Origin of the sequence: Streptomyces sp. NPDC085866, assembly GCF_044541035.1 — a bacterium.
In the GTDB taxonomy this organism is placed as follows: Bacteria; Actinomycetota; Actinomycetes; order Streptomycetales; family Streptomycetaceae; genus Streptomyces.
The window spans coordinates 53,668-72,350 of sequence record NZ_JBITSQ010000017.1; the positions used below are offsets into that span (position 1 = coordinate 53,668).

Consider the following 18,683-nt stretch of genomic DNA (forward strand, 5'->3'; position numbering starts at 1 on the left):
GCTGCAGGTCGTTCGAGAGAGAGGCGATACCAAGTGAGTTCCGCCCGCACGGCTATGGGTGAGGAGGCCGGTGAGGTCCGCCGTTTCTGGGGCGGGCTCGGTCTTCCCGGGTTGATCGATGTCCACACCCACTTCATGCCCCAGCGTGTTCTGGACAAGGTCTGGGGCTACTTCGACGCCAACGGGCCTCTGATCGGTGGGCTGAAGTGGCCGATCACCTACCGGAAGCAGGAGGCGGAACGGACGGCTCTGCTAAGGGAGTTCGGGGTTAGGGCCTTCACCGCGATGCTCTACCCCCACAAGCCCGGCATGGCCCGGTGGCTGAACGGATGGGCGGCCGACTTCGCCCGCCGCACCCCCGACTGCCTGCACACCGCCACTCTCTACCCCGAGCCGGATGTAGACGCGTACGTCCGCCAGGCCGTCGAAGCGGGGGCACGCGTGTTCAAGGCTCATGTTCAGGTGGGAGAGTACGACCCGGCCGACGAACGTCTCCAGCAGACATGGGGGCTGCTGGCCGAGGCCCGGATTCCTGTGGTGATGCACTGCGGCTCCGGCCCCGCGCCCGCCAAGCACACTGGCCCCGAGCCCATCGCGCGCGTGCTGGCACGCCACCCGAAACTGCGCTTGATCGTCGCGCACATGGGCATGCCCGAGTACGAGGAGTTCCTCGAACTCGCCGAACGATACGACCAGGTACGGCTGGACACGACGATGACGTTCACCGACTTCACCGAAGGACTCATGCCGTTCCCCCGCCGGGCCCTGCCACGGCTCGCCGCGCTTGGCGACCGCATCCTGCTCGGCTCCGACTTTCCCAACACCCCCTACCCCTACCTGCATCAGCTTCATGCCCTGGAACGGCTGGGGCTCGGGCAGGAGTGGCTTCGGGCTGTTTGCCACGACAACGCGGCGAACATGTTCGGCCTTTGACGGATTCCCTGGACTAAAGTCCAGGGAATCCGGCCTGGGCCGGCTGACCGTTGCGGGGGGCTTCCTGCTTCGCCGCGCTGTGCCGGGACTTTCGTCCTGCTCCGACCGGCCCTTGGGGTTCAGCCTGCCGACTGCACAGTCAAGTCACCGTTTGTTGTCGACAGATCCAAGCGGTACTTGCCCGAGGGGTCGTTCTTGAACGCCATCTTCTTGTCGCCGTGGGTGTCGTTCGCCGAGATCTGGTACTTGGCGGGCGGGGCCGTGACCGTGAGGCTGCCGTTGGTCGTGCGGGCCTTGATGTTCTGAGGGGTGGCCGTCTGGATCGTCACCTCGCCGTTCGACGTCTGCGTGTCGATGTCGCCGCCCTTGACGTCCTTGACTTTGACGTCACCGTTGGACGTGCGTAGCTTCACCGGGCCCGTCGCGTTGTTCACCGCGATCTCGCCGTTGCTTGTGTGCACGTCGACCATGCCGACATCGCTCAGTGTGAGGCTACCGTTGGAGGTGCCTCCCGTCACTGGAAGACCGGCGGGCACCTTGACGACGTAGTTGACGCTGCAGTTCCTGCCGCAGCCGGAGAGCACCAGGACGCCGTTCTTGACGCTGAACGACGTGCCACTCGGCTTGTCACCACGGTAGTTGACCTTGCGGTGCACGGAGACCTTCGAGATGTCCGCCGAAGCGTCCACCTTCACCCCGCCGTTCCCGCTGTCGAGACGGATCGAGGTGATTTTGTGGGGCACCTTGGCGTCGTCCTCGAAGGTCTTCTGATCGAGGGCCGAGCACGCGGAGAGCCCGCCGACGGTGAGGGCAGTCAAAGCCACTGCTGCAAGGAAGCGCGTCTGTAGGCGGCGCATGTAGTTCCCCCGTGTGGAGCGAGTTGAATCGGTGATCAGTCACTGTGACTTTACGTAGCCACAGTCCCGCCCGCGATGGGGAGAACCCCCCAATGCCAGGACTGGGCCGACCTTCATGGCGACCACGGTCGCCGGCATGCCGGCTTGGGCAGCAGGTTCTCGGATCGGATGACGTTGCGGATCGGCGAGTGCTCGGCTTCCGGGTGGCATCGCGCTTCTTGTTCCTTCGCACTTGTGCGAAGTCGAGGTACTTGCGGGACTTGCTTCCGGGCTCTACCGGATGGGGGCTGCTGCGACTGGCTGTCCCGCCGAACCTCCTCCTGCCCCGCCCCCGCCGAGCCCGGACGCGGACCGAAGGTGGTCTGGCCCCTGTGGCGGCGGGGTTGGTCTGTTGGATGTGTTCGTGGGTCTGACGCCGCGTTTGGCCTGGGTGCGGTTGTCCTGGCGGTGGGCGCTGGTTTTGTTGAGGGGGCTGCTGGGCGGGTGTTCGGTCGTGATCTGCCGTTGAACGGGAGGTGAGTTGAGCGATCGGACGGTAACGTCGGTCTGGTGCTGGCTACGGTTCTAGGGCTGATCGGTGGCATTGCGGCCGCAATCATCGGTGCGTGGGCGGCGCTTCGTGCGCGGCGCCTGCCGAAGTCGCAGGTCGAACTCGTCGACGTGACCATTGTGCGACCGTCGGGTTCGGCCCCGGGTTCGTCGGGCCCGCGGGATGCGTCTCCCGTGCTCGATGTGAAGGTACGCAACACGGGGGGCCAGTCGGCCGTACTCAAGCGACTCGTAGTGCGCGTGCACCGCGCTGTCCGGTGCGGGAGCATGTTCGCCGACATGCGGTTGACCCCCTTCCGTGCCCTGTGGGTCGGCGCGGTCTTGCCGGTGTCCGCCACGTACGACGTCGCGATTCCGCCGCCGGAGGATGCCGGCGGTTCCCGGTTCGTCATCGACCTCTCCCAGGTGGTGGCACAGGGAGAGGCGGACCGATTCGAGGTCCGGCTCGGCATGGAACCCACATTCGACACGTACGTGTACGCGTTGGACCTGGAGATCGTCTACGACGGGGACGATCGCCTGATGACCTCGCCGAGGGTGGCCGTCGCGTTCCCTCAGCATGGTTTCGTGTACTCGGCTGACGAGATCCGGACCGTGATCAGTGGCTTCCTGGACGACATGGGGAAGGTCCGCGATGCGATCGACATAGAGATGACCGAACGCGGGCTGCCCGTGCCCGACTGGGAGTCCGCACCGCCCCGGCGCCGCTCCGACCTGCCGGACGGCCTCGTGTCGGTGGACGGGAACGGCGACCTGTTCTCCTCCGGTGGAGGAGGTGTCTACGAGGTCACGGAGGCATTCTGGGACCCGGGACGTGCGATCGCGGGCCATCTGCAGGGCTTCGAGCGGATGTATCGCGAAGCTGTCGAGATCACCGTCGGTGCGGCAACCGCAGATGATGTCCTGACGGCGTCGCTCCCGCGGGCCGAGGCTGTCTTGGCTCAGCTTCCGGCTCTGTACGCGGAATTCGGGATCCCGGCCTCCGCAGAGGCCCTGCCTGCCGGCGAACCGGTGGGCACGAAGCAGCCGGCCAGGCTGATGGCGGAGATCCTCGATCACGACGGCGCATCCACAACGCGGGATTCGGCGCTTGAGGAACTGCGCAACCGTATCCGTGCCCGTGATGAGGGAACCTTCTGGTTTCTCGGCCGGTTGGCGGCAGAGGAAGGCGGCCTGGACTCCTGGCTCGCCTGCATCGGCCTCGGCAGCATGCCGAACGCTGCCTCGGCGGCCGAACTACTGGACGAGTTCCTCCGGCTCCGGCGTCCGGACGATCGGGACTCCCTCAACACCCGGCGCCGTATGGCCAGACGCCGAGGTGGCGGTGACGCTGCGGGAGCTGCGGCTACGCTCGAAACGCTCCTGGACGACGCGTCACGGGCGCTGGGGCCACAGGACTCCGACACATGTGCCACGCGCATCGAACTCTTCCATTTCCTGCAAGAGGCGGGCGACATGGCAGCAGCCGCCACAGTCGCTGCCGATATCGTCGCCGACCAACGCCGGACGCTGGGACCGGATCACCGAAACACCATCCTCTACCGGCATACTCTTGGATTCTGCCTGGGCGAGGCGGGGGATCCCTCGCGCGCAGTCGAAGTGTTCACCGGACTTCTCGGCGACGCCGTGCGGGTACTGGGTCCCGACGATCCCGACACCCTCAACGTCCGTCATGAGCTGGCCCGATGGCGGGGGAGAGCGGGGGACGCCGCCGGTGCCGCCGCCGCGTTCGCCGAAATCGTCCCTGATCGCGTCCGCATCCAGGGACCCGACCACCCTCATACACTTCTGTCACGGCACAACCTGGCGCTATGGACAGGCGAGGCCGGGGACGCCGTGGGCGCCGCCGCCGCGTTCGCCGAACTGGTAGCCGACCGGCGCCGAGTGCTGGGGCCGGAACACCCCGACACGGTCAAGAGCGAGCGCGCCCTGGCCCACTGGCGAGAGCAGCCTGGCCCGCACCGTCGAACTGTCCAATGAGGGCATGTCTCACGTGGTGATGGCATGAGCTGCGGCATCAATGCAGTGTCCGAGGCCATGCACGCCGAGGGTGGCCCGTGTGGCTTTGTCGAGCAGTGGTGAAGCCACTCGTCGATGGGTCGGTGGAGGAACCTCGATCCACAGACGTGTGATGTCGACGAATTTGGGAGGCGCTCGGGTACTTGCCGGGGCGGCATCGGGGAACTCCTGGTGAAAGGTGCTGGTCATACAGCCAGGACGTCTGAGCCGACGGACCGCCGGAGAAGAGCCGGGTCGGTCTCATGGCCGGAATCATCGGCGGGGTCTTCCTGCTGATCGTCGCGCTCCTGGCGACGCTGGTGCTGGTCGGCAAGGAGATCGACAGCAGCTATCCCCGGGCCGAGTCCACGCTGACCGCGCCTGGGACGCTGCTCGGCGACCATTACAAGCTGGCCAAGGACGACTCCCCGACCCCGGGACCGCCGCTGGAGAAGAGTTGGCGCCTCAGCAGGGACGCCAAGGCCGTCCACGGCGTCGTCGTGGGGTACCACCCGAGCGGTGGCGACCAGGGCGACCTGGTCGTGACCGGCATGTACGGCCGATTCAGGAATACCGCCGCGGTGCGCTCGCGGGTACTGGCGGGCAACGGCACCCAGCACACCTAGGGCGCGTGCCGAAAGTGGATCTTGGCCATGAGCTGATCTTGGTTCGTGGCGCGTGGAGATGTGACAGACGAGCAATGGGCGGTTCTGGAGCCGCTGTTGCCCAGGGGTAAGAAGGCCGACCGACCGCCGATATGGACCAGGCGGCAGCTGATCGACGGCATACGGTTCCGGGTCCGCACCGGCGTCCCGTGACGGGACGTGCCGCAGCAGTACGGGCCGTGGGGCTGGGGGTACGACTTGTTCCCGCGCTGGCAGCGGGACGGCACCTGGCACCGGATCTTCACCGAACTGCAGGCCCGGGCCGACGCCAATGACCTGATCACCTGAGACCTCAACGTCGACTCCACGGTCGTCCGGGCCCACCAGCACGCCGCCAGGCACGGAAAAGGGGGACCTGCAGAAGGAGCCGCCCGGAGGCGTCGCGGTCGAACCGGCCGACCACGGACTCGGCCGCTCGCGCGGCGGTCTGACCGCCAAGCTGCACCTGGCTGTGGAGCAGCGGCAAAAGCCCATGTCGGTTGTTGTCACGGCCGGGCAGCGGGGCGACTCTCCGCAGTTCGAGGTCGTCCTGGGCCGCGTCCGGGTTCCCCGCCTCGGTCTTGGCAGGCCCCGTACCCGGTCGAGGCGGTCCGCGCGGTTAGGGCGTACGCCTCCCGTGCAAACCGCGCCTACCTGCGGCGGCGTGGCATCGGCTGCACCATCCCGGACAAGGCCGACCAGGCCAACCGCAAGAAGCACGGCTCGTTCGGTGGCCGGCCGCCGAAGTCCGCCCCGGTCGACTACCGCGAGCGCCACGCGGTCGAGTGTGGCATCAATCGCCTCATGAGGCGCCGGGCCGTGGCCACGCGGTACGACAAGTTGGCGGTCCGCGACGAGGCAACCGTCCTCCTCGCGGCCATCAACGAGCGGCTGTGACGAGCACATTCGATCCAGCGGCCACTCGCTCGGACGGCGGGCAGATCAGCGATTGTTCCCGTTCGAGTTACAGTCCCAGTAGCCCTGGTGCCAGTGGTGGTAACTGTCGTACCAGCCGCTGTGCCACGAGCAACCGGCGGGAACCGAGACGGTCGTCGTGGCGGGGGCGGCTGCTGCGGCCGTGCCCGCCACTCCGATTGCGGTGCCGCCGGCCAGCAGGAAGCCGGCCGCGACGCAGGCGAAGGCACGCTTGGCGCGATGTACTCGCATGGCTCTGCTCTTTCTTCCACATTCTCGCGCTGTCCCAGCACGAGAGGGATGGCCGCGGCCTCACGCCGAAGCGTGGGGTCCGGCGATGGCTGGATGGTGCCGCTCGAAGACCGATGCGGCGCTGTCGTCGAGGTCGCCACGTGAAAGCGAGGGACGCACGTCTACCGGCAGCAGGCCCACCGTTGCGGGAGCGCGTCGTGGGACGTGTCCTGAATCGCGACCTCACCTCTTTCGACGGTAGCGGTCAATCCGCTGACAGGCACCTCGGGCCCACAGCGCGAGAACCCCTCCGGCAGGTTCAGCTGCCGGAGGGGCTCTACCTGTCGTTTGGCCGATGGCCGTGACACTGCGCCCCTGGTAGCCCGTCCTCCGTCCGTTGAGAGCCGTTGGCCGGACGCCGACCTTTGGCAGGACTTCGAGGACAGCGCGCCGCACGCCCTGATTACCCCGCCAACCGCAAGAAGCCCGGTTCGCACGGTGGCCGGCCGCCGAAGTTCGACAAGGCCAACTACAAAGCGCCCCACGCGGTGGATTGCGGAATCAGTCGCCCCAAGCGCTACCGCGCGGTCGCCACGAGATACGACAAGCTCGCCGTCCGCTACGCGGCGTCCGTACTGGTCGCCGCCATCAACGAGTGGCCGTGACCAGCACTTTCGAAAGGCACCCTATAGGTGAAGTGATCGTGCCGCCGATGGACGTCACCCCGTCCGGCTCTCGCATCAGGGTCAGCTGCGGGGAGGTGAAGCGGAGCTGGGGCGACGGGAAAGCGGTCAGCTACCTGGTCTGTGCCTGGGCGGACGACAACACCTGGACCCGAGTCGCGTACATGACCGTCTACAGTGCGGGGAGCCTAGTACTCCAGTCGTAGATGCTGATCTTGTTGGTCGCGGGCGGTTCGGGCATGGGTACGGCCACCGTGCGGTGCGCGGCCTGCCGAGGCCGAGTCGCGGGACTCGGATGTCTCGCAGTAAGAGAGGGAGGACCTGCGCGTCGTGCACCTGACCCGGGTGACTATGACGGCCGGCGGGCGGCCGTTGCCGTGCACGGCGTGATGGATCCTGGTTGTCAGGCCGCCGCGGGATCGGCCTCTTGCGTGGGCGGCTGGTTCGCCCCTGGTGGCCGGAGCTTCCCTCTTGCTATGGCAGGTGGCGGCGCCGGTGTCCTTCTCCGGCCGGGCCGTGTTCGTGGCGTGTTGGTGAGCCCGGTTGATTGTCGAGTCGACCGAGACCGTCCAGTCGATCTCGTTGATCGAGTCCGCCTGGGCGGTCAGTTGGGCCAGAACCATGTCCAGGTGCCGTCAGCCGCCCATCGGCGGTGGCGCTTCCATACCGTCTGCCAGGGACCGAATGCTTCGCGGGGCAGATCTCTCCAGGGGATGCCGGTGCGGTATCGGTAGATGATCCCTTCGATGATGCGACGGTGGTCGGCGAACGGGCGCCCTGCCTTCCCCGCTCTGCGGGGAAGGCAGGGCGCCAGGCGTGCCCATTGCTCGTCGGCCAGCAGGCACATGCGCCCGCTCGTGGTCACCGAGGCTGGTAGGCGGTGGCCAGCACGGAGACGGTGACCTGATGGGGCAGGAGGCCGTTGTCGTTCAGGTCCGCACGGCTCACGTGGCGTGCGCTCGGCGTCATCGCCACCAGGTCCAGGACTTCCAACCCGGACAGGGTCGCGGGGTACTCCACCTGCTGGGTGACGACGGCATCGAAGAAGGGGTTGAGCGCCCGGTGCAGGCGCTGTTCCTTGACCGGGTCGATCGTGACCATCGCAGGCACCTGGCCGCGCAGCTCGGCCAGGTGCTGACCGGTGGGACGAACCACGATCAGCCGGCCGGTAGGGCGCAGCACGCGGTGGAACTCGGCCGGGTTACGTGGGGCGAACACGTCCAGCACGACATCGGCCGCCCCGTCGGCCAGCGGGAAGGGACGGAAGACGTCCCAGGCCACCGCGGCGGCTCGGTGGTGAGCACGGGCTGCCGAGCGCAGCGCGCGCACCGATGTGTCCAGCCCCAGACCACGGCCGCCGGGCAGCTGGTCGAGTACGCCAGCCAGGTAGTAGCCCGTGCCGCATCCCACGTCCACAACCGTGGCTTGCTCGGACACGGCGTCGGCCGCCAGGAGAGCCCCCACTTCGCGGATGGGCGCGTAGGAGCCGGTGGACAGGAACCGGTCCCGGGCCTGGACCATGGATGCGTCATCGCCGCTGGTGGCGCGGGTGCCCGTCAGCAGGCTGGCGTAGCCGTGGCGAGCGACGTCGAAGGTGTGGCCCACCGGGCAACGCAGTGCGCCGCGACCGGGGTGCAGGCGGCGCGTACGACACGTCGGGCAGCGCAGCAGGTCGAGGGACAGTTCGAGGGCAGGGGGAAGCGACACGGGCACGAGGCACTCCTGGCAAGGATGAAGGGAAGAGACCGTGCCTGCACGCGCGCTCAGAGCGTCACTGCCTCAGGAAAGAACGGCAGCATTGGGAAGTGGTTCACGCAGCAGACACACCAAGGAGGGCGACGCCGTCTGACATCGCCCTCAGCGCCTTCCGATCACAGGAAGCAGCAGTGCGGGGTGCTCATGAATGCCACGTCATGAGTCTACGAGCAGCGAAGTCCCTCATGCCTCCGTGGCCCCACAAGAGTTGGGAGACACGCTCTCCGGCGAGGGCGCCGTGGGGGCGATGGTAGTTGTAGCAGTCCTCCCACTCCTGCAGTTTGCTGTTGAAGAGGTTGACGTCGTCGATGACCTGGCCTTCTAGGAGGCGATAGAACTCTTCGGAGCCGATGCGGTGGGATCGCTCGACCTTGCCGTTCAGCCGCGGGGTTCGGGGCTTGATCCGAATGTGCCCGATGCCCTTGTCGAGCAGGTGCCAGTGGAAGGCCTGGCCGAACTCCTGGCCGTTGTCGGTCTGGACCTGCTCGACCGCGAACGGGAGCTTGGCCAGGACGCAGTCGATGAACTGGATCGCGGTCTTCTGGTCGTAGCGGGGTTGGGCGCGCAGCACCCTCAGGCGGGTGCAGTCGTCGATGGCGGTGTACTGGTAGTAGCGCTTCTTCCGACCGCTCTGGCCTAGCGGCTCGATGAACTTCACGTCGACCTGCAGCTGGTGACCGGGGCGCTGCTTCTCGTAGAGCTTCCAGCGGATGGAGCGGCGTCTGTAGCGCTGCGAGGCCGGCAGCCGGTTCAGACCCATCTTCTTCAAGATCCGCCAGACGCCGGACGTGCTGATCGCCACGTCGTGGTAGCGCTGCAGATACATTGCGATCTTCGCCGGCCGAAGCGGTACTGCCGGCGCAGCCAGAGAATCTTCTCGACCACGTCGCCTGCCGTGGCATGCGGCATGCGGCGTGTGGTGCGGGGCGCAGGAGCGGTCCTTCAGGCCGTCCAGGCCCTCGGCTTCGTAGCGTCGGCACCAGGTGTAGAAGCATTGGCGGCTGATGGCGTAGTAGCGGCAGGTCGCGGCGATTTTGCCGCTCACCTCCTCCGCGTGACGCAGCACAGCGAGCCGGTGCCGGGCGCGTCTTGCGAGCTCGCGTTCAGTCATGGGGGTCTCCTAGGGACGGGAGACCCACCTGTCAATAACGTCCGTCAGTTCTAGATCTAGTTGGTCAGTGAGCGCGGTAGTTGGTCAGTCCTGGCTGCTCGTGCAGCGAGGGAGAGATGGCATTGTCCCGGGGGAAGCTGATCCGTGGATCAGTGGGCCTGGGCGGCGGCTTCGGCCTCGGAGTCGGCGATGCCGAGGTTGGCGTAGGCGACGGGGTTGGCGTACTCCCACACCTTGACGATGTGACCGTCGGCGACGTCGATGCGGAAGATGTAGACGTTGTTGTAGACGAGCTTCTCGGCGTTGGACAGGATGTCGCCGTTGGCCTGCAGGAACACCGAGCGGGCGTCCTCGCTGACCGTCCAGACCTTGTCCAGGAAGGTGACGTGGTCGAACTTCGCCGCGACCGACTCGATGTAGGCGAGCACGGCGGTGGGGCTGTCGAAGACGTACCAGGGCTCCGGGGTGCCCGCGATCGACAGCGGGATGACGAAGATCGCATCCTGCGACAGCAGGGACGCGACGGTGGCGGGGTCGCGGTTCTCGAACGCGGTGACGAACGCCTGGGCGGTCTCGAGGGTCTTCTGGTGAACGCTGTTCATGATCATTCTTTCGTGGTGGTGCGGTACGGCCGCGGGCTGCGGCCGCTGGGGAGGGGAGGTCGGAGGGGTTACCAGGGCAGGGGACCGGTGGCGCCGACGAAGGCGGGACTCGGCGCGCCGGGGCCGGCGAGGGCGGCTGCGACGATCGCCGCTGCGCCTTCCTCGACGCTCTGGGTGCCCTGGTGGCCGTTGAGGTCGGTCGCGGTGAATCCGGGGTCGACGGAGACCACGCTGATCTGCGGGAACGCCTGCGCGTAGACGGCGGTCAGCATGTTCAGTGCGGCCTTGGAGGAGTTGTAGGCCAGCAGCGGCGCCCACGCGGGCAGCAGTTCGGTGTGGGCGACCGGGTCGGCGTTGATCGTCAGCGAGCCCAGCGCGCTGGAGACGTTCACGATCGCGGGCCGGTCCGCCTCCTGGAGCAGGGGCAGGAAGGCGCGCGTGGTGCGTACCGAGCCGAAGACGTTGGTGTCGAAGACCTGCTGCAGGTCGGCGGCGGTCAGCTCACCGGCCGAAGCGGCCGGACCGGCGACACCGGCGTTGTTGACCAGCACGTCCACCCGGCCCGCCTCGGCGCGCACCTGGTCCGCGGCTGCGGCAACGGAGGCGTCGTCGGTGATGTCGATCAGCAGCGGGCGGGCCCCGAGGGCCTTGGCGGCCTGCTCGCCGCGGTGGGCGTCGCGGGCGCCGGTGTAGACGGTGTGGCCCGCCTGGATGAGGCGGCGGGCCGTTTCGAATCCGAGGCCCTTGTTGGCGCCGGTGATCACGGTGACTGTTGTCATGCCATTCAGCCTGCGCGCCGCCGGAAGAGACAGGGAGAGCTCTCCTCAGCGGGGGGTCGGGCAGTACCAGGCTGTTCGCGCAGGACCGGCGGACAATGGAGGGGTGAACGACGATCCCGTAGCCCTCGGCCAGGCCCTGCGTCACTGGCGTGACCGCACCAGCCCCAAGGACCTGGGCTTTCCCCTCGGCGGGGTGCGCCGCGCCCCCGGGCTGCGCCGCGAAGAGCTTGCGCAGATTGCCGGGCTCTCCGTCGACTACGTCGTCCGCTTGGAGCGGGGTCGCGCCACCTCACCCTCCCCGCAGGTCTTGGCCTCCCTCGCCCGGGCCCTGCGCCTGACCGAAACCGAGCGCGACCACCTCTACCTCCTTGCCGGCCAGGCACCGCCCACCACCGGCCAGGTCTCCCCGCACGTCCCGCCCAGCGTCCAGCGCCTCCTGGACCAGCTGAACGGCAGCCCGCTCAGCGTCCACGACGCCGCCTGGAACCTCATCTCCTGGAACCCCCTGTGGGCCGCGCTCATGGGCGACCCCTCGCCCTGGCGCGGCAAGGACCGCAACATCGCCTGGCGGCACTTCACCCACCAGCCCACCCGCGTCACCCACACCCCCGACCAGCAGACCCGGTTCGAAACGGCCCTCGTCTCCGACCTGCGCTCCTCCGCCGCCCGATACCCCAAAGACACTCACCTCACGGCGCTGATCAGCAGCCTCCGCAGCACCAGCGACCGCTTCGACGACCTGTGGGACTCCCACACGGTCGGGTTCCACACCACCGACAGCAAGACCGTCCACCACCCCGACCTCGGCCCCGTCACCGTCGACTGCGACACCCTCACCATCCCCGGCAACGACCTGCGCATCGCCATCTGCTCCGCACCACCGGCAACCACCACAGCCGACCAGTTCGCCCTGCTCGGCGCCATCGGCACCCAAGCACTGACATGAGGCCCCCTTGGCGAGGCCGCTGAATCTGAGCTGGCCGTGGCGTGCTCTCCCCGCGAGCGGGCGGCATGCGCTGCCGGGAGCCAGCGGACGGGCCCGCACCGCCCGGCTGCAACAGCGAGACGGGCACAAGGCGATCAGGGGGCCAACAACGCGGCTCAGATTGGCCGACTACGGCGCTCAGTCACACCAACATTGAGCCGAAGCACGACAGGTGTCACCAGGGCTGACTTGTTGTCACTTCGGGGCGGTGTCCGGCTCTGCCGGTGAGGCGGTTCCCGCAACGCCTGTGCAGTCCAGTACTGCGGTGGCGTCGGGAGTGAGGAAGATCATGAACGTCCATGACGTGTCCGCCGCACGGATCATGCCGACGCGGAGGGGTTCCTGTGCTGCCCGGAGGTGGTCGACGGTGGCGGCGAGGGCCGACGTCGGCTGGCCGCGCCTTTGGGTTGAGCGCAAACGTACGACCTTGGATCGGGCGCGGGGAGCATCGAGGTGGAGCTGGTGCCTGAAGGTGCGAAGGCGATGGTGGACCCGGGCCCGCCGGAGCCGGACCTGTCCGGCCTGCGGGTCCATGCCGAAGGCCGCCACGGCGAGCTTGGGGTCCATCGTGTTCACTAGGTCGAAGAGGAGGGTGCTGCGGATCATCTGGGGCGGGAATGTTGATGCCGGGTTTCGCCCGGCCTTTGTTCCCTTGGCGGCTGGCGCATGCGGGTTGTCCCTCCGCCATGCCTCGCGATGGGTCAGGCACCGCTGCAGTCTCGCCTCGGCCACCGGCACACCTTCCTCGTACCTGAACGGTCAAGGCAGCACCTGCAAAACCGGGGTGCTACCACGTGAATCAACGAGGAGCCCAGGACCGGGAAAGGGCCAGGTGGCAGCGGCAACTCTTGTGAGGGAACGAGTGCCAGCCCCAGATGAATGGGGGCAGGTGTTCGGCGACGAGGTAGATCAACGTTCTTGTCGATGCACACACGAAGCACGGCTGAAAGCCGCTGGGCGTCCTCGATGTGACTCTCCATGCCTGCATCGAGAGGTTCTGACATCCAGTGCCCGAGGATCGCCTCCAAACTGGGGCGAGCAGCGGCGCATTCCTGGGGGGCAGATCCTTGCTGCGATCGTCTGGATGATTGAGGAGCGGTTCCAGCTCGGTTGAGACCTGTGTCCATGGCCGGTCTCCGCACCGCTTCTTTCTGGATGCACATGATCGGCGCCCGTGGGCATCGATGGCAACGGGGTATCGGGCGGCCTGCCGTACTGACCGTCAACTCGCCGAGCCTGGTGCAGGTATCTCAGTACTCCGTGGAGCACTCAACGGAGTACGCCGACACACGGCCTGGCGCCGTCTGCGGGACTGGACGGAGGCTGGCGTCTGGCCCCGCCTGCACGAGGTGCTTCTGGCTGAGCTGCGGGCAGCAGGCCTGCTGGATATGGATGATGCGGGTATCGATGCTTCATGCGTGAGGGTCTTGAAAGGGGGCTCACGTTGGGCCTTTGTCGGTCGAGCGTGGCCGCCCGGGTTCCAAGCACCACGTGATCGTCGATCGCCGAGGCACCCCACTCGTTGTCTCGCTGACCGGCGGAAACCGCCACGATGTTACGCAGCTCATCCCGCTCCTCGACGCCGTACCCCGGACGCGAGGTAGATGGCGTTCCGTGGAGTGGTGGAGCAGGAATCTTGGAGTAAACCCATGGTCATGGGGAGGTCATCCGCCGCAGCGGGGCGTCCGCAACCCGCGCACGAACAGCTGGCATTCGCCCGCCCGGGCGGTCTGCACATCTCCGGGTTGACCGGACGGCAATTGTTTCCTGCGGCCCCGGGGGCCAGGCCGTCGGCGCTCCGGACCGCCCGAGTGCAGGCGCCCCGACCCGCGCTTGGCAGCAGGTCGGGCTCCACGCTCTCGTCCGCGCCGAGAGGGCCCCGCTCCTGGCAGCTCGGGGCTGCACGCTGCTCAGGCGGCCCGGACGCGGGTCGGGTGCAGGTGCAGCTCGCAGGCCGTCCAGCAGTCGGCCAGGAGCGTGCCCACCTCGGCCCCGCAGGGGCAGATGCGGTTGATGCCGAACAGGCCCTCCGGGCCGCAACAGCCTTCCGACCGGCGCTCGTCCGGGTGCTCCAGCAGCCCTACTGCGTCCTCAGGGTGAAGCACGATGTCACCAGGGAGACCCGGCACCTGCCCGTGAGTAAACGGCTCGGGGTCAATCGCGTAGCGGCCGCGAGGGATCGTGGCCTCCGGCATCTCGCCCGGCCCCACCTCGTCGGCGTGATGCGCCGGCAGTTGCGCGAGCAGTTCGACGTCTCGGCTGAGGCGACGACCGCACTCCGCACACTCAAAAACCGTCATCCGTCCACTCCCCTCGACCCGGCAGGTCTTTGAACACCGGTCCGCGAATTCACGCCGCCCCGGCTGTCTCTCCGGGCAACCTGACGAAAGCATTAGGGGCACCCTATGGGCCGCCGCCTGAGTGATCGACGGAATTACTTACGCGCGGATCAGGCCCGGCAACAGCGATCCCTGACCCAACTTCTCGCCCCGACGGTCAGTCAGCACACCGGCGTTCCACCACTACAGGGATCAGAGCCTCCGAAGCACCACGCCACATGGGTCGTTGATGCAGCGACGGTCGGTGCTCTCGAAAAGGAGGCCTTCTTCTTCCTCGTTGTAGCTGCCGGGGTTTCCGAGCGTCACGGCGACGAGGTTGCTGAAGTCGCTGACGGTGATGGTGATGTGGTCGCCGCTGGCTGTCGCGATGGTGGGGATGACGATCGTCCCCTGGTGGCTGGCGTCCTGTGCACCTCGGTCGACGCTGCAGGTGCAGCGGAACCGCTGGTCCAGCATTGCTGCGAGCTGGTCGAATCGGGCTCGCGCCGCGGCGTGGTCGTAGTTTCGGGGGAACTCCATGTGATCGGGATCATCGAGGCCCCTCAACAGAGCCCAGATGCGTTGGTCATCGAGGGGCATGGTCTCCGTCTCCGTGTTGGTGGGGTTGGTTGATGCGCTGGCTGACCTGGGCGGCGTAGTTGGTCCAGTCGCCCGCGGAGAGCCGTTGCCAGGCGACGGCGACGTCAGTGTGGATGCCGACGGTGCGGACGAGGATCGCGGCGGGGATCTCGGTGGCGAGCTGGGAGAGAGCGATGCTGCGAGCCTGTCTGGAGGATCTGGGCGGGCAGGGCCGCAAACAAAGGATCACGGAGGCCGAACGCTCCCGGATCATCGGCCTGGTCAAGCAGACCCCGCCCGGTCGGCTCGAGGTCCAGCCGTCGAATGACATGTGGGCGCCCGCCGAGGCCGTGGCGGGGATCGGTTGCCGTTCGTAGGCCAGCAGGACGGTCAGGGCGCTGAAGTGGTCGGCGGCCAGGCGTGGGTTGTCCGTGTCCAGGAGTCCGGCGCCGGCGAAGTGGGCGATGCGGTCCGCCAGGTCCTGCGACGCCGCGTCCGTCGCGAGATCGTCCGTGGTCGTCGGCGTCTGCAAGCGCTGCTGGGCGACGAGGGCGAAGGCGGCGGCGTAGTCGGCGGAGCCGACGATCGACGTGCCCTCTGTACGGAGATGGTCAGCCGGTCGACGCGTTGTTGAACGCCAGCAGGTTCGGCTGCCCACTGGCAGATCGAGCAGGCGGTCGGGGACAGCCAGAATGGTGATGGCCTCTCCGACGGTCGCGGGGGTCAGATCCTTTGACGTGGAGAGCAGGTAGGCGGCGAGTCCCGCCACGTGTGCCGCGGCCTGCGAGGTGCCGACGGCCGTTGTGTTCACTCTATGGTCCCTCGGCTTCGGGATAGGGGCGTGAGTAGTTGAGGTCCAGGAAATCCCGGTGAGATTGATCTGCACACCGGCGATCCGCGATTGTGAGCCGCAGGCGTCGGTCTGGCCGCCTCCACGGCCAGCACCCGCACGGACAAGCCGCTGCTGACGTTCAAGCAGATCGCCGTGGTGGACGCGTGGACCGTGGACGTGGGTGAAGCGGCCGGACGGCGCCGACTACGACGCTCCGCACATGGCCAGCGCGGTTCGGGCCAGCCCGCGCAGCCAGGCGTGGGCGTGGTCGGTGTCGTAGCGCTGATGCCACGACAGGTATATCGGTGCCGACGGCAGTTCGAGTGGGAGGGGGAGCACGACCAGGCCGAGGTCGGCGACCGCTGACCGCGTGGTGGCTTCGGGAACGCTGATCAGGATATCGGAGCCGCGCGCGAACTCCAGCGCGGCCGCTTCCGTGGGCGCGGTCGCCACCACGCGGCGGGTGAGGCCGAGCCGCGCGAGGGCGTCGTCGAGGGCATTGCTGAGGTTCCCACGTCGCGAGACGGTGACGTGTTCAGCGGCGGCGTACCGCTTTGCGGTGACGGTCCTGACGCGGGTGAGGGGGTGCCCCTGCCTCACGACGATGACGAGGCGGGTCTCGCCCACGTTCTCGGCACGGATGTCCGGTGCGCTCGGGCGGTTGGCGTTCGCCTCCAGGTCGACCTCGCCGCGCCGCAACTCGGGGGTGTCGATGCTCGATTCCGCGACGAAGCGCAATCGCACGCCCGGCGCCTGTCCGCGCACGGCCGCGAGCAGTGCGGGACCGCTCAAGGCGACCAGGGAATCGTGCCAGCGGAGTGTGAAAGTGCGCTCCAACGTTGCCAGATCGAGTTCACGGCTCGGTGCCAGCACCCCCTGGACCTGGTGCAGCAGCTCATGCACCTGTTCCCGGACGGCGATCGCATACGGCGTCGGGGTCATCGTGCGGCCGGTGCGCACCAGGATCTGATCCCCGGTCGTGCGCCGAATCCGGCCCAGACTCCGGCTCATCGCGGGGGCGGTGACATGCAGGCGCGCCGCCGCCCCGGCCACACTGCCCTCCTCCAGCAGCGCGTCGAGCGCGGCGAGCAGATTCAAATCCAATTGCATGCGAGTAATCCTAGGCGTGCCTGACATGCATTTGAAGTTAATTGCAGGGCTGCATACCGTTGAGGCGAAAGCGCAAGAAGTAGCGCGCAGTTCGGCCCTCGACCGGCCTCAGCACCCCTCCTCAGACGGGAATACCACCATGTCCGAAACGCTTCAGACCACCGCAGTCGCCGCCTCCGACGCCGACGTGCTCGCCCAGATTGCGAACGCCGTGCGTGAGGCGGGTTCGGCGCTGCGCGAGCGCTTCGGCGAGGTGGTCCGCTACCAGACCCGCGAAGAGCTGATGCGCGCGCTCGCCGCCAACGACGACACGGCCCTCGATATCCTGCGCCCCCGCCTCACGCGCCTGCGCCCGGACGCCGGCTGGGTGGAGGACGAACTGGACGGCGGGGCGCTGCCGCCCGGCGAATGGTGGGTCGTGGATCCGGCCGAAGGCAACGTCAACCACCTGCACGCCCTGCCGGAGTGGGCGGTGACCGCCACCCTCGTGCGTGAGAACCAGCCGGTGCTCACCGCGGTCCACCTGCCGTTGACCGGCGAGACCTACACCGCGCTCACCGGCGCGGGCGCCCACCTCGACGGCCGGCCGCTGCACGTCTCCCAGACCGCGGACCTCGGCCTGAGCATCGTGGCCACCAGCCAGGCCCGGCCGGACGAGGACGAAAAGGTCGTGCGGCGCGTCGGCTCCTCGATCACCGCGATGCTCTTCGACGCGCTCGTCGTCCGCGCCGCCGTGCCCGCGACCCTGCACCTGCTGAACGTGGCCGCCGGCCGGATCGACGCCTTCTGGCAGTTCGCCGGCGCCCGCGCGGACCTGCTGCCCGGAGCGCTGCTCGTCACCGAGGCCGGCGGACGGATCTCCGACGCCGAGGGCCGCCCCTGGACCCCACAGAGCCAGAGCTTCCTGGCTGCCGCGCCCGGCGTCCACGCCGAGGCCGTATCCACGCTCTCGCGCTGACCGCGCACGACAACCCGCACGCACGGAAGGATCAGATCATCATGACCACGATCGCAGTTCTCGGAAACGGCCGCGTCGGCGGCAACCTGGCCGCAGCCCTCACCCGGGCAGGACACGAAGTGACCGTGGCGGACCGCACGCCGGGCGCCGCCGCCGACGCCGCCCGCACAGCCCGGATCGTCATCAACGCCACCCCGGGCGACGGCTCGCTGGACCGGCTCGCCGCTCTGCGCGAAGAACTCCGGGACAAGATCCTCGTCGACGTCTCCAACGCCACTACCGACGGACCGGACGGACTGCCCGCCGATCTGATCTACCCCGGCTCGAGCCTCGCCGAACAGCTCCAGGAAGCGCTCCCCGAAACGCGCGTCGTCAAGACCCTCAACACCATGCTCTTCCCGGTGATGACCTCGCCGGCCACGCTCACCCAGACGCCGACCGCGTTCCTCTCCGGCGAGGACCCGCAGGCCAAGCAGACCGTCCGCGAACTGCTCACCCACCTCGGCTGGCACAAGGACTGGATCACCGACCTCGGCGGGATCCAGACCGCCCGCGCCACAGAGGCCGCGATCCTCTTCGTCCCGCACGTCATCCGGTCCATCGGATTCACACCCTTCGCGATCTCGATCGCCCGCTGACTGTCGAGCTGCGCCGGCTGGAGGCAGCCGGAGCCGGCGCGTGGCATGGATGGTTCCCGGTGGGACACGATCGTGGCATGTACTGTCCGACTTGGTGGCGGAGTCGACGTTGACCTAGTGCTCTGACCGGAAACGATCACCGTAGTGGTGCAGATCGTCCCTGCGCCGATTGGATGTGACGACACATCTGTTCGGGGCGGGAGGTG

18 protein-coding genes and 3 pseudogenes are annotated in these 18,683 nt (G+C 67.9%); 9 read left to right on the top strand and 12 right to left on the bottom strand.

Annotated features, from left to right (window positions below):
• The first annotated feature begins 54 nt into the window (after window positions 1-54).
• Window positions 55-933, top strand: a complete 879-nt coding sequence (locus tag ACIF83_RS35475; RefSeq protein WP_398141714.1) for an amidohydrolase family protein — start codon at window positions 55-57, stop codon at window positions 931-933.
• Between the two features lie 119 nt (window positions 934-1,052).
• On the opposite strand, the gene ACIF83_RS35480 is transcribed toward ACIF83_RS35475, so the two are convergent.
• On the bottom strand, window positions 1,053-1,757 hold the full coding sequence (locus ACIF83_RS35480; RefSeq protein ID WP_398141689.1) for a DUF4097 family beta strand repeat-containing protein: 705 nt from the start codon (window positions 1,755-1,757) through the stop codon (window positions 1,053-1,055).
• 582 nt (window positions 1,758-2,339) lie between these two features.
• On the opposite strand from ACIF83_RS35480, the gene ACIF83_RS35485 reads away from it, so the two are divergent.
• The 3 genes and pseudogenes from ACIF83_RS35485 to ACIF83_RS35495 all read left to right on the top strand — a co-directional run bounded on the left by ACIF83_RS35485 (window position 2,340) and on the right by ACIF83_RS35495 (window position 5,878).
• Window positions 2,340-4,319 carry a tetratricopeptide repeat protein gene (locus tag ACIF83_RS35485; RefSeq protein WP_399733180.1) on the top strand — a complete coding sequence of 660 codons (1,980 nt, stop codon included), beginning with the start codon at window positions 2,340-2,342 and terminating at the stop codon, window positions 4,317-4,319.
• A 281-nt stretch (window positions 4,320-4,600) separates the two neighbouring features.
• Entirely contained in the window at window positions 4,601-4,963 is a 363-nt protein-coding gene (locus tag ACIF83_RS35490) for a hypothetical protein (RefSeq protein WP_399733183.1), read from the top strand.
• Between the two features lie 45 nt (window positions 4,964-5,008).
• Window positions 5,009-5,878, top strand: a pseudogene (locus ACIF83_RS35495) (IS5 family transposase).
• Between the two features lie 45 nt (window positions 5,879-5,923).
• Here ACIF83_RS35495 and ACIF83_RS35500 read toward each other — a convergent pair.
• Window positions 5,924-6,148 carry a hypothetical protein gene (locus tag ACIF83_RS35500; protein ID WP_393480033.1) on the bottom strand — a complete coding sequence of 75 codons (225 nt, stop codon included), beginning with the start codon at window positions 6,146-6,148 and terminating at the stop codon, window positions 5,924-5,926.
• Window positions 6,149-6,552: 404 nt separating this feature from the next.
• On the opposite strand from ACIF83_RS35500, the gene ACIF83_RS35505 reads away from it, so the two are divergent.
• The gene (locus tag ACIF83_RS35505; protein ID WP_393480035.1) at window positions 6,553-6,792 is read left to right on the top strand and encodes a hypothetical protein; all 240 of its coding nucleotides are present in this window, start codon (window positions 6,553-6,555) and stop codon (window positions 6,790-6,792) included.
• 276 nt (window positions 6,793-7,068) lie between these two features.
• Here the strand turns inward: ACIF83_RS35505 and ACIF83_RS35510 are convergent.
• The 5 genes and pseudogenes from ACIF83_RS35510 to ACIF83_RS35530 form a co-directional block, all read right to left on the bottom strand.
• Window positions 7,069-7,675, bottom strand: a pseudogene (locus ACIF83_RS35510) (IS5 family transposase); the annotation flags it as partial.
• Window positions 7,672-8,523, bottom strand: a complete 852-nt coding sequence (locus tag ACIF83_RS35515) for a methyltransferase domain-containing protein (protein ID WP_399733187.1) — start codon at window positions 8,521-8,523, stop codon at window positions 7,672-7,674. The gene ACIF83_RS35515 and the pseudogene ACIF83_RS35510, both read right to left, overlap by 4 nt.
• A gap of 184 nt (window positions 8,524-8,707) precedes the next feature.
• Window positions 8,708-9,676, bottom strand: a complete 969-nt coding sequence (locus ACIF83_RS35520; RefSeq protein WP_399733190.1) for an IS481 family transposase — start codon at window positions 9,674-9,676, stop codon at window positions 8,708-8,710.
• A gap of 149 nt (window positions 9,677-9,825) precedes the next feature.
• On the bottom strand, window positions 9,826-10,278 hold the full coding sequence (locus tag ACIF83_RS35525; protein WP_399733193.1) for a nuclear transport factor 2 family protein: 453 nt from the start codon (window positions 10,276-10,278) through the stop codon (window positions 9,826-9,828).
• Between the two features lie 68 nt (window positions 10,279-10,346).
• The gene (locus ACIF83_RS35530; RefSeq protein WP_399733195.1) at window positions 10,347-11,057 is read right to left on the bottom strand and encodes an SDR family NAD(P)-dependent oxidoreductase; all 711 of its coding nucleotides are present in this window, start codon (window positions 11,055-11,057) and stop codon (window positions 10,347-10,349) included.
• Window positions 11,058-11,160: 103 nt separating this feature from the next.
• Between ACIF83_RS35530 and ACIF83_RS35535 the strand changes: the two genes are divergently transcribed.
• Window positions 11,161-12,003, top strand: a complete 843-nt coding sequence (locus ACIF83_RS35535; protein ID WP_399733198.1) for a helix-turn-helix domain-containing protein — start codon at window positions 11,161-11,163, stop codon at window positions 12,001-12,003.
• 234 nt (window positions 12,004-12,237) lie between these two features.
• Here ACIF83_RS35535 and ACIF83_RS35540 read toward each other — a convergent pair whose 3' ends face one another.
• Complete coding sequence (locus ACIF83_RS35540; RefSeq protein ID WP_399733200.1) at window positions 12,238-12,774, bottom strand: hypothetical protein; 537 nt, start codon at window positions 12,772-12,774, stop codon at window positions 12,238-12,240.
• A gap of 557 nt (window positions 12,775-13,331) precedes the next feature.
• On the opposite strand from ACIF83_RS35540, the pseudogene ACIF83_RS35545 reads away from it, so the two are divergent.
• Window positions 13,332-13,647, top strand: a pseudogene (locus ACIF83_RS35545) (transposase); the annotation flags it as partial.
• 305 nt (window positions 13,648-13,952) lie between these two features.
• On the opposite strand, the gene ACIF83_RS35550 reads toward ACIF83_RS35545, so the two are convergent.
• From ACIF83_RS35550 to ACIF83_RS35565, 4 genes are all read right to left on the bottom strand, one after another.
• Window positions 13,953-14,342 carry a hypothetical protein gene (locus ACIF83_RS35550; RefSeq protein ID WP_399733203.1) on the bottom strand — a complete coding sequence of 130 codons (390 nt, stop codon included), beginning with the start codon at window positions 14,340-14,342 and terminating at the stop codon, window positions 13,953-13,955.
• A gap of 231 nt (window positions 14,343-14,573) precedes the next feature.
• Window positions 14,574-14,960: a hypothetical protein gene (locus tag ACIF83_RS35555; protein ID WP_399733206.1), complete on the bottom strand. Its 387-nt coding sequence runs from the start codon at window positions 14,958-14,960 to the stop codon at window positions 14,574-14,576.
• On the bottom strand, window positions 14,947-15,750 hold the full coding sequence (locus tag ACIF83_RS35560; RefSeq protein WP_399733209.1) for a hypothetical protein: 804 nt from the start codon (window positions 15,748-15,750) through the stop codon (window positions 14,947-14,949). Before ACIF83_RS35560 ends, ACIF83_RS35555 begins: the two co-directional genes overlap by 14 nt.
• A gap of 225 nt (window positions 15,751-15,975) precedes the next feature.
• Window positions 15,976-16,881 carry a LysR family transcriptional regulator gene (locus tag ACIF83_RS35565; protein WP_143611723.1) on the bottom strand — a complete coding sequence of 302 codons (906 nt, stop codon included), beginning with the start codon at window positions 16,879-16,881 and terminating at the stop codon, window positions 15,976-15,978.
• A 139-nt stretch (window positions 16,882-17,020) separates the two neighbouring features.
• On the opposite strand from ACIF83_RS35565, the gene ACIF83_RS35570 reads away from it, so the two are divergent.
• Entirely contained in the window at window positions 17,021-17,839 is an 819-nt protein-coding gene (locus tag ACIF83_RS35570; RefSeq protein ID WP_393480065.1) for a 3'(2'),5'-bisphosphate nucleotidase CysQ, read from the top strand.
• Between the two features lie 41 nt (window positions 17,840-17,880).
• The gene (locus ACIF83_RS35575) at window positions 17,881-18,477 is read left to right on the top strand and encodes an NADPH-dependent F420 reductase (protein ID WP_399733212.1); all 597 of its coding nucleotides are present in this window, start codon (window positions 17,881-17,883) and stop codon (window positions 18,475-18,477) included.
• The last annotated feature ends 206 nt before the right edge of the window (window positions 18,478-18,683 follow it).

Bases quoted from the DNA above. Each gene is read 5' to 3' on its own strand.
- ACIF83_RS35475 (WP_398141714.1), top strand. From the start codon at position 55: ATGGGTGAGGAGGCCGGTGAGGTCCGCCGTTTCTGGGGCGGGCTCGGT.
- ACIF83_RS35490 (WP_399733183.1), top strand. From the start codon at position 4,601: ATGGCCGGAATCATCGGCGGGGTCTTCCTGCTGATCGTCGCGCTCCTG.
- ACIF83_RS35500 (WP_393480033.1), bottom strand. From the start codon at position 6,148: ATGCGAGTACATCGCGCCAAGCGTGCCTTCGCCTGCGTCGCGGCCGGC.
- ACIF83_RS35520 (WP_399733190.1), bottom strand. From the start codon at position 9,676: ATGACTGAACGCGAGCTCGCAAGACGCGCCCGGCACCGGCTCGCTGTG.
- ACIF83_RS35525 (WP_399733193.1), bottom strand. From the start codon at position 10,278: ATGAACAGCGTTCACCAGAAGACCCTCGAGACCGCCCAGGCGTTCGTC.
- ACIF83_RS35530 (WP_399733195.1), bottom strand. From the start codon at position 11,057: ATGACAACAGTCACCGTGATCACCGGCGCCAACAAGGGCCTCGGATTC.
- ACIF83_RS35550 (WP_399733203.1), bottom strand. From the start codon at position 14,342: ATGACGGTTTTTGAGTGTGCGGAGTGCGGTCGTCGCCTCAGCCGAGAC.
- ACIF83_RS35555 (WP_399733206.1), bottom strand. From the start codon at position 14,960: ATGCCCCTCGATGACCAACGCATCTGGGCTCTGTTGAGGGGCCTCGAT.
- ACIF83_RS35565 (WP_143611723.1), bottom strand. From the start codon at position 16,881: ATGCAATTGGATTTGAATCTGCTCGCCGCGCTCGACGCGCTGCTGGAG.
- ACIF83_RS35570 (WP_393480065.1), top strand. From the start codon at position 17,021: ATGTCCGAAACGCTTCAGACCACCGCAGTCGCCGCCTCCGACGCCGAC.
- ACIF83_RS35575 (WP_399733212.1), top strand. From the start codon at position 17,881: ATGACCACGATCGCAGTTCTCGGAAACGGCCGCGTCGGCGGCAACCTG.